The 7,570-nt window shown below is 37.0% G+C and carries 7 protein-coding genes, 1 tRNA gene and 2 pseudogenes; 6 read left to right on the top strand and 4 right to left on the bottom strand.

What is annotated here, in order from left to right:
• Positions 1-268: hypothetical protein (locus HET73_RS04735; RefSeq protein WP_174134104.1), on the top strand; the 268-nt coding region annotated here is incomplete at its 5' end.
• Positions 269-383: 115 nt separating this feature from the next.
• Here HET73_RS04735 and pdxH read toward each other — a convergent pair.
• Positions 384-977 carry a pyridoxamine 5'-phosphate oxidase gene (gene pdxH / locus HET73_RS04730; RefSeq protein WP_174133558.1) on the bottom strand — a complete coding sequence of 198 codons (594 nt, stop codon included), beginning with the start codon at positions 975-977 and terminating at the stop codon, positions 384-386.
• A 15-nt stretch (positions 978-992) separates the two neighbouring features.
• Complete coding sequence (gene mutM / locus HET73_RS04725) at positions 993-1,808, bottom strand: bifunctional DNA-formamidopyrimidine glycosylase/DNA-(apurinic or apyrimidinic site) lyase (protein WP_174134103.1); 816 nt, start codon at positions 1,806-1,808, stop codon at positions 993-995.
• 124 nt (positions 1,809-1,932) lie between these two features.
• Between mutM and HET73_RS04720 the strand changes: the two genes are divergently transcribed.
• Positions 1,933-2,005 (top strand) — tRNA-Thr (locus tag HET73_RS04720).
• A 47-nt stretch (positions 2,006-2,052) separates the two neighbouring features.
• On the opposite strand, the gene HET73_RS04715 is transcribed toward HET73_RS04720, so the two are convergent.
• Together HET73_RS04715 and HET73_RS04710 are read right to left on the bottom strand one after the other, a co-directional pair.
• Entirely contained in the window at positions 2,053-3,579 is a 1,527-nt protein-coding gene (locus HET73_RS04715; protein WP_174134102.1) for an acyl-CoA carboxylase subunit beta, read from the bottom strand.
• A 118-nt stretch (positions 3,580-3,697) separates the two neighbouring features.
• Positions 3,698-4,087, bottom strand: a complete 390-nt coding sequence (locus HET73_RS04710; RefSeq protein ID WP_174134101.1) for a hypothetical protein — start codon at positions 4,085-4,087, stop codon at positions 3,698-3,700.
• A 64-nt stretch (positions 4,088-4,151) separates the two neighbouring features.
• Here HET73_RS04710 and HET73_RS04705 point away from each other — a divergent pair.
• The 4 genes and pseudogenes from HET73_RS04705 to HET73_RS04695 all read left to right on the top strand — a co-directional run.
• A pseudogene (locus tag HET73_RS04705) lies at positions 4,152-5,225 on the top strand (IS4 family transposase); the annotation flags it as partial.
• Between the two features lie 324 nt (positions 5,226-5,549).
• Positions 5,550-5,672, top strand: a complete 123-nt coding sequence (locus HET73_RS09070; RefSeq protein ID WP_281356028.1) for a hypothetical protein — start codon at positions 5,550-5,552, stop codon at positions 5,670-5,672.
• Positions 5,673-5,715: 43 nt separating this feature from the next.
• The gene (ltrA, locus tag HET73_RS04700; protein WP_174134100.1) at positions 5,716-6,966 is read left to right on the top strand and encodes a group II intron reverse transcriptase/maturase; all 1,251 of its coding nucleotides are present in this window, start codon (positions 5,716-5,718) and stop codon (positions 6,964-6,966) included.
• Positions 6,967-7,044: 78 nt separating this feature from the next.
• Positions 7,045-7,458 (top strand): annotated as a pseudogene (locus HET73_RS04695) (IS4 family transposase); the annotation flags it as partial.
• Between the last annotated feature and the right edge of the window lie 112 nt (positions 7,459-7,570).

Raw genomic sequence — 7,570 nt, 5'->3', positions numbered from 1 at the left:
AGGTAAGGAAAAAGATCAAGATGATATAAGAAAAGATATTTACGAAAATTTAATGATCTTTTTGAAAGAACTAAAAGGACATGGTGATCAAATTATCTGGGATAATCAAAGCCAAACAGAAGAAGAAAAATCTGCTAAAAAATTTCAAGAACTTGGGCAAAAGGCAAAGTTAGCATCTAGGCAAAAATGTTTTCCTGCTAGTTTAATAATAGACCCAAACTCAGATTGCTTGGATGTTATGCAGCAGACTGTAGGCGTAACTAAATGACCATTGGGGAGTGTTAAACAGGGAATGTTCAAAAAAGTGTGTCATACCGCCGCAGTATCTCTAGATCCCGCTACTCGTTAGCGGGATGTCGATAAACCTAAGTTAGTTTAGCTATTTAGGGATATAGTTGCTCCACTTTCCAATTGCTTTCTTCAATAAGAGTATATCTAAACCTAGTGTGTCTCCTATATTCGCCTTCTTGCCAAAATTCAATTACTTTTGGGATTACGCAAAATCCCACCCAAAAGTCAGGACGAGGAACTTGTATATTGTGAAATTCTTTTTCCTTCAATTTGATGGCTTGCTCAAAATCTTGCCAATTTTTTAGAATGCCCGATTGTTTTGAGCACCACGCGCTAATTTGACTATCACGTGCTCGAGAGGAGAAATATTCATCAGCTTTTTTACTATTTAGGAGTTTAACTTCTCCTTCAATTCGCACTTGCCTAGAAAACTCTATCCAGTGAAATACTAATGCAGCTTTGGGATTCTCGGTCAATTCTTTTCCTTTTCTGCTATTTACGTTAGTGAAGAAAACAAAACCTTCTTTGCTATACTCTTTTAATAGCACCACTCTTGCAGATGGAATGCAGTCTTCGCTACAAGTTGCTAGCGTCATTGCGGTTGGCTCTTTACATGAAGAATTTAGTACCGCTTTATACCACTTTGAGAACGAATCAAATGGATCTTTTTCAGGTAAGAATGTCATATTCAAAAATAAAACTTAATTCTGGCATGCATTACAAAAATAAGTGCTACGGCCATTTTGTCGTATAAGTGTTATTATATTGTTGCAAACCTTGCAAGGTTTTTGAACTTTACCATATACGTAAAAGCTATTTTGAAAGTATCCAACAGATCCAGATGGCTGCGCATAATCTTTCAGTGTTGAACCGCCCGCAGCAATTGCATCACTCAGAGTATTTTTTATTTCAGTAGCAAGTTTTTCGCATTCTCTATAAGTTAAGTCTTTTGCTGACCTAAGTGGCGATATGCGGGCTCTAAACAAGCTCTCAGAAGCGTATATGTTACCTATACCAACTATTAATTTATTGTCCATTAATGCTGATTTGACATTTGCTTTTCTGTTCTTCAGCAGCTTCTGTAAATAGCCCCCATTAAATTCATCTATGAGAGGCTCTATTCCGAGGTTACTAAAAAAACTTACTTTTTGTTCTTTGTTTAAAACAATAACTAATCCAAATCTTCTTGGGTCGTTAAAGACTATTGAAGTGTTGTCGGAAAATAAAAATATCACGTGATCATGTTTATTTTGTACTTGATTGTCTTCAGCATATATGAGCTTTCCACTCATACCGAGGTGTATAGTGATGGCTATATCATTGTCTGTGTGCCAAATTATATATTTGCCTCTACGCTTTACATCGCTTATGACTTTACCCTTTAGTACATCATCGATATTTTTTGTTATTGGTACACGTAAATTCCAATTGTTCACTATAACATCACTGATCTGCTTGTTTTTTATTTTATCAAGCAAGAAGTTAGAGATTACTTCCACTTCTGGGAGCTCTGGCATCTTGTCTACTCTGTTGCTGCTTTTTTCTTTTTACAATATTTTGCTTTAAAGCTTTCGCTAATCTTTTTCTCCCTTCTTCTTTTTCCTTATTCTTTTTTATGTTATTCATATATATATAAACCCTGCCGTTATAGCTCAGGTGGTAGAGTACGTCATTGGTAATGACGAGGTCCCAAGTTCGAGTCTTGGTAACGGCACACTCTTATAATATCTCATAGCTTGTAGAAAAAGACTTAGTAGAAGGTTACAGAGGTAAATTATCATGCTTTTTCCATATTCTTTCTACTTTCTTATTTTGCAATAGCTCTAATGCTTTGTGAAGGTGACACCGTGTTTTGCTTGGCACTATTATATCGTCAATGTATCCGTGTGATGCAGCAAAAAATGGATTGGCAAATTTTTCTTTGTATTCTTTAATCAGTGTTTGTTGATCTTTTTCATGTCGAAATATAATTTCAACTGCACTTTCAGGGCCCATCACAGCTATTTCAGCAGTTGGCCAAGCGTAGTTTATATCACCTCTTAGATGTTTGGAGTTCATGACAATATATGCACCACCATACGCTTTTCTGGTGATAAGGCTAATTTTCGGCACAGTCGCTTCAGCGTAAGCGTAAAGCAGCTTTGCTCCGTGTTGTATTATATTATTGTACTCTTGATTTGTACCTGGCAGAAACCCTGGAACATCGATGAGTGTGATGATAGGGATGTTAAATGCGTCACAAAACCTTACAAATCTTGCGGCTTTTCTTGAAGAATCAATATCCAAACACCCTGCAAGATGCATAGGTTGATTTGCAACAATACCAACAGTATTTCCTCCAATTCTACCAAAGCCAAATATGATGTTACGAGCAAAATCGGGTTTTAGTTCAAAAAATTTCCTTTCATCACACACCTTTTCAATGAGTTCATACATATCGTAAGGAGTATTAGGATTGTGAGGAATTAAAGTATTTAAAGATTCATCGATGTCATCAACATCACCGCGAGTTGGTACAGATTTTGGAGGCTCTTGATTATTTGCTGGTAAAAAAGTAAAGAATTCACGTATCTCTCCTAGCATTTCAACATCATTATTGAACGCAAAATCTGCCACTCCTGTTTTACCTGTATGGACTTTTGCTCCACCGAGATCTTCGTGGCTTACATCTTCATATGTAACTTTTTTTACTACATCTGGTCCGGTTATAAACATGTATGAACTATTTTTCACCATAAAAGTGAAGTCAGTCAATGCTGGGGAATAAACTGCACCGCCAGCACATGGGCCCATGATTAAGGAAATCTGTGGTATAACGCCTGAAGCGTTTACGTTTCTTTGAAAAATTTCTCCATAACCAGCAAGGGAATTTACTCCTTCCTGAATCCTGGCTCCACCGGAGTCGTTTAGTCCGATAATTGGAACCCTGGCATTAGTTGCCATGTCCATAATTTTGCATATTTTTTTTGCATGTGACGCACCAAGCGATCCACCAAAAACAGTGAAATCCTGGGAATAAACAAAAACTTTTCTGCCATAAATAGTGCCATGGCCAATCACAACTCCATCACCTAAAAAATTAGCATTTTGCATGCCAAAATCAGCTACGTGATGCTTCACGAATTTATCATATTCCTCAAACGAATTTTCATCGAGCAATATACTGAGCCTTTCTCTAGCAGTTAATTTCCCTTTTTCGCGTTGTTTATTGATTCTGTTAGAACCGCCTCCTTTTTCAGCTTCTAGTGTTTTGGTTTTTAGATTTTCTAGTATTTTAAAGTCTTGCATACGATAAAGTAGTTTTTAAATTGGTTGTAACTTTATTAAGTTTACAAACTCTACTACTATATACATACACTATTGCATGTGGCAATAGTGTATGTATTATGATTGTTAGAACTTTAGCCTAAGAGGGATGATGACCGCAGTTAGTGCACTTGAATGCACTGACTTCTTCCAGAACACTAAATGGCTCACTTTGTTTTCCGTTTTTCTCTTCGACAAAACTTTTAGCCCTATCAACAATTCTTTCTATACGTGGTTGCCCTTTTAGTGTTTCATAGTGCTTTAAGAAAATTTCACAATTTTTATCATCCATATACACCATTATTGTACCAAAATTTAATGCGTTGTTTTCAGGTTCATGAGCTTTTTTAGAGAACAAAACCATCTCGAGCTTCTCATTACCAACTTTAAAAGTCATCTTTACTTTGCCTTTCATATCGCAATATTGTCCATTTTGTATTCGTATTACATCATCTCCTTCCCCAATCTTTAATCTTACTATTACCCACAAATATAAATGGACATAAAAATAAAGGATTAGAATATTAAAGTATGCAAATATTGAGGGTATAAAAATGGCAAATGAGAGTAATGAATGGGCTAAAAGTGAGTTTGGAAATGCTGTACTAGGAGATAAAAGACTAACTGACAGATTAGTGAATCTTGCTGATAGTTTGGCAAATTTACCTAAAAGTTCAATCAATCAGGCATGTGGAAGTTGGTCAGAAGCAAAAGCAGCATATCGTTTTTTTCAAAATGAAAATATAAAAGAAAGTGATATTTTAGCTTCACATGTTGCTAAAACAGCTGAAAGAATGAAAGCTCACAAAAGAGTTCTTGTAATTCAAGATACAAGTTACATTTCATATACTCACCATAAAAAAACAAGTGGATTAGGAGATATTTCAAGAAAAAGAGGCAATAATCAACCTAAAGGAATTATAATGCATACAGCCTTTACTGTGAGTACAGAAGGCTTGGCACTAGGAATATTAGATCAAAAGGTTTATTTGAGGCCTACTATTTCTGAAGAAGACAAAAGCCATGTTAAAAAAAACGATAGTGTCCATATTGAAGATAAAGAGAGTATAAAATGGATAGAAACGTTAAAAGAAACAAACATTAGTCTAGATTCATCTCAGACTGAAGCTATAACTGTATGCGATAGGGAAGCAGATATTTATGATTTTTTTGAACTTGCACATAGTCTTAACTCAGCAGTTTTAGTAAGAGCTTGCCAAAATAGAGTAGTAAATAGAAAATATCGATGTCCTAGAAAAAACGAACAAAAGTTGTGGGAAGTTATAAAATCCTCCACTTGTGCAGGTATAATAAAAGTTGAAATTCCTGCAAAAGATAATAAGCCAAAAAGGACTGCATCTTTAGAGATTAGGTTTGAAAAGTTTATGATGAATCCATCTAAAAATAATATTAGGCATAGGACGGAGAAATTACCTGACCTACCATTTTATGCAGTCTATGTTGCTGAAAAAGATCCTTTCTCTGGAGCAGATCCACTAGAGTGGATGCTTTTAACAAACCTTCCAGTCAATACCTTTGACGAAGCTGTTGAAAAAGTTAGTTGGTATTGGTGTGCCGTAGAGTCACAAAGAATGTTCAGAAAAGAGCAAACTAAGTGCGAAAGCTGCATAATAGATGAGGGTGGGCCCCTCGGAGCCGGTTTACAAGAGCAGGCTTCAAACAACCATAAGCTGCTTTGGTAAAGAGCCAAGGTAGTAAGCGTTATGGAAAAGGCGCAATTATGCGTCATGTGTGAAATAGAGAGATGAACGAAAGTGAACCATCGATGAGGTGTCGAAAGCTATTACTGAATGACGTTAAAACCGGGAGTCCGATGCTCTTCTGGGATGAATCTATCGGGAACTTGCTTACTGGGTAGGTAGCGTCCGGCATAGAGATGGCATGAATCTATTTTAGGCTATTGTGTGGAACTGCGGGAACCTGTCGTTTCGATGATAAGGGAGAAATCCAAAGAGCTGATCTCTGAGGATGAGAGTACCGATGCGGAAAACAGGGGCGGATTAGCTCGTAGTAGTGAAGAAGTTTCTGTAATGGAAATGGAGCGAAGGGGCTGAGTTATTCAGTTTTAATTATTTGTCAACCGAGAGGGAGGAGTAAATGAATAAAACAAAGTCTTTTGACATACCTAAGCAGCTTATTTGGAGAGCTTATAAACAAGTATCGAAAAATAAAGGTGCTGCTGGTGTGGATGAGGTTTCGATAACAAAATTTGAAGAGAATCTAAAAGATAATCTATACAAACTATGGAACCGGATGTCATCCGGAAGTTATTTTCCAGAGCCTGTAAAAGCTGTAGCAATACCGAAAGATACGGGAGGAGGGCAAAGAATTTTAGGTGTTCCTTCAGTATTCGATAGGATAGGGCAAACAGCAGCTTCTATGTATCTTGAGCCGCTAGTAGAGCCAAAATTCCATGAGGATTCATATGGTTATAGACCAAATAAATCAGCACTGGATGCGGTAGATACAGCGCGTAAAAGATGTTGGAGGTACGATTGGGCGATAGATCTTGATATATCTAGATTTTTCGACAATTTGGACCACGAATTGGCATTGCAGGCTATCAAGAAGCACACAGACTGCAAATGGGTCATACTGTACGTTGAAAGGTGGATGAAAGCCCCTATTCAGCAAGCAGATGGTAGGAGGGTAGTTAGGGAAAGAGGAGTTCCGCAAGGAGGTTCAATTAGCCCAATCATCTCTAATATATTTATGCATCATGTATTTGATATATGGATGAAACAAGACTATCCGACAGTATTATTTGAGAGATATGTGGACGATGTGATAGTGCACTGTAAGACCCAGAAACAGGCAGACTTTATGAAGGTAAAGATTGAAAAGAGACTGGCTGAGTATAAGCTAAAATTGCATCCTGATAAAACACAAATTGTGTACTGTAAGGATAACAATAGGAGTGATGAATTTCCTAAACAAAGTTTTGATTTTCTGGGTTACACATTCAGACCCAGGTTAGCAAGAAATAAAATGGGAAAGAAGTTTGTCTCATTTCTGCCTGCAATTAGTAACAAAGCCAAGAAAAAGATCTGTCAAGTCATAAGGTCATGGAGAATACACAGACAAACATCAACAACTTTGGAGGAAATATCGAAGAAGGTAAACCCAATAGTCAGAGGCTGGTATCAGTACTATGGCAGGTTTTACAGGATAGAGATATACAAACCTCTGAAGAACATAGAGCGGCAACTTGAAAAGTGGGCAAGAAGAAAGTACAGGAAACTTCGAACTCATGGAAGACTAGCAAGGCAACTTCTAGGAAAAATGAGAAAAGAAGGACCGGACACTTTCTATCACTGGACATTAGGTTTGGGACAAAAGGCTGAATAATGGGAGCTGTGTGAATCGCGAGGTTCATGCACAGTTCTGCGAGAGACTGGTGGGGAAGTTCCGCCGGTCTACTCTCCCCTTAGATGGAAGATAGAGATATTTCATAAAATCTTAAAATCTGGTCTAAAAGTTGAGGAATGTAGACTTGGAACAGCAGAAAGATTAGTGCGGTATTTAACAGTGATGAGTATTATTGCTTGGAGAATTTTATTTATTACATCAATTGCAAGAACTGATCCAACATTACCGTGTACTGCCTTGTTAGCTGAAGAAGAGTGGAAAGTTTTATACGTTAAAATACACAAAAAACCATTTCCAAATGTAACACCTACGATAAAAGAGGCTGTTTCATGGATTGCTCAATTAGGTGGTTACTTAGCAAGGAAAAATGATCCAGAACCAGGACCTTCTGCTCTTTGGAAAGGATGGAAACGTCTCTTTGATTTATCAGAAGGGTGGAGGCTCGCTCATCAACCTCATATTTGTGGGTAATAGTAAGTTTATAATAAGGTTGAAGCTAATTATTTATCTTCTCTGTACAGATTAAATGACAAAAAAACTTAGTATATCTGGCGTGTCATGTTTAATTTTTTGCACTATGTGC

Source organism: Wolbachia endosymbiont of Atemnus politus, from assembly GCF_013309895.1.
This window is presented reverse-complemented; position numbering and strand designations above follow the sequence as displayed.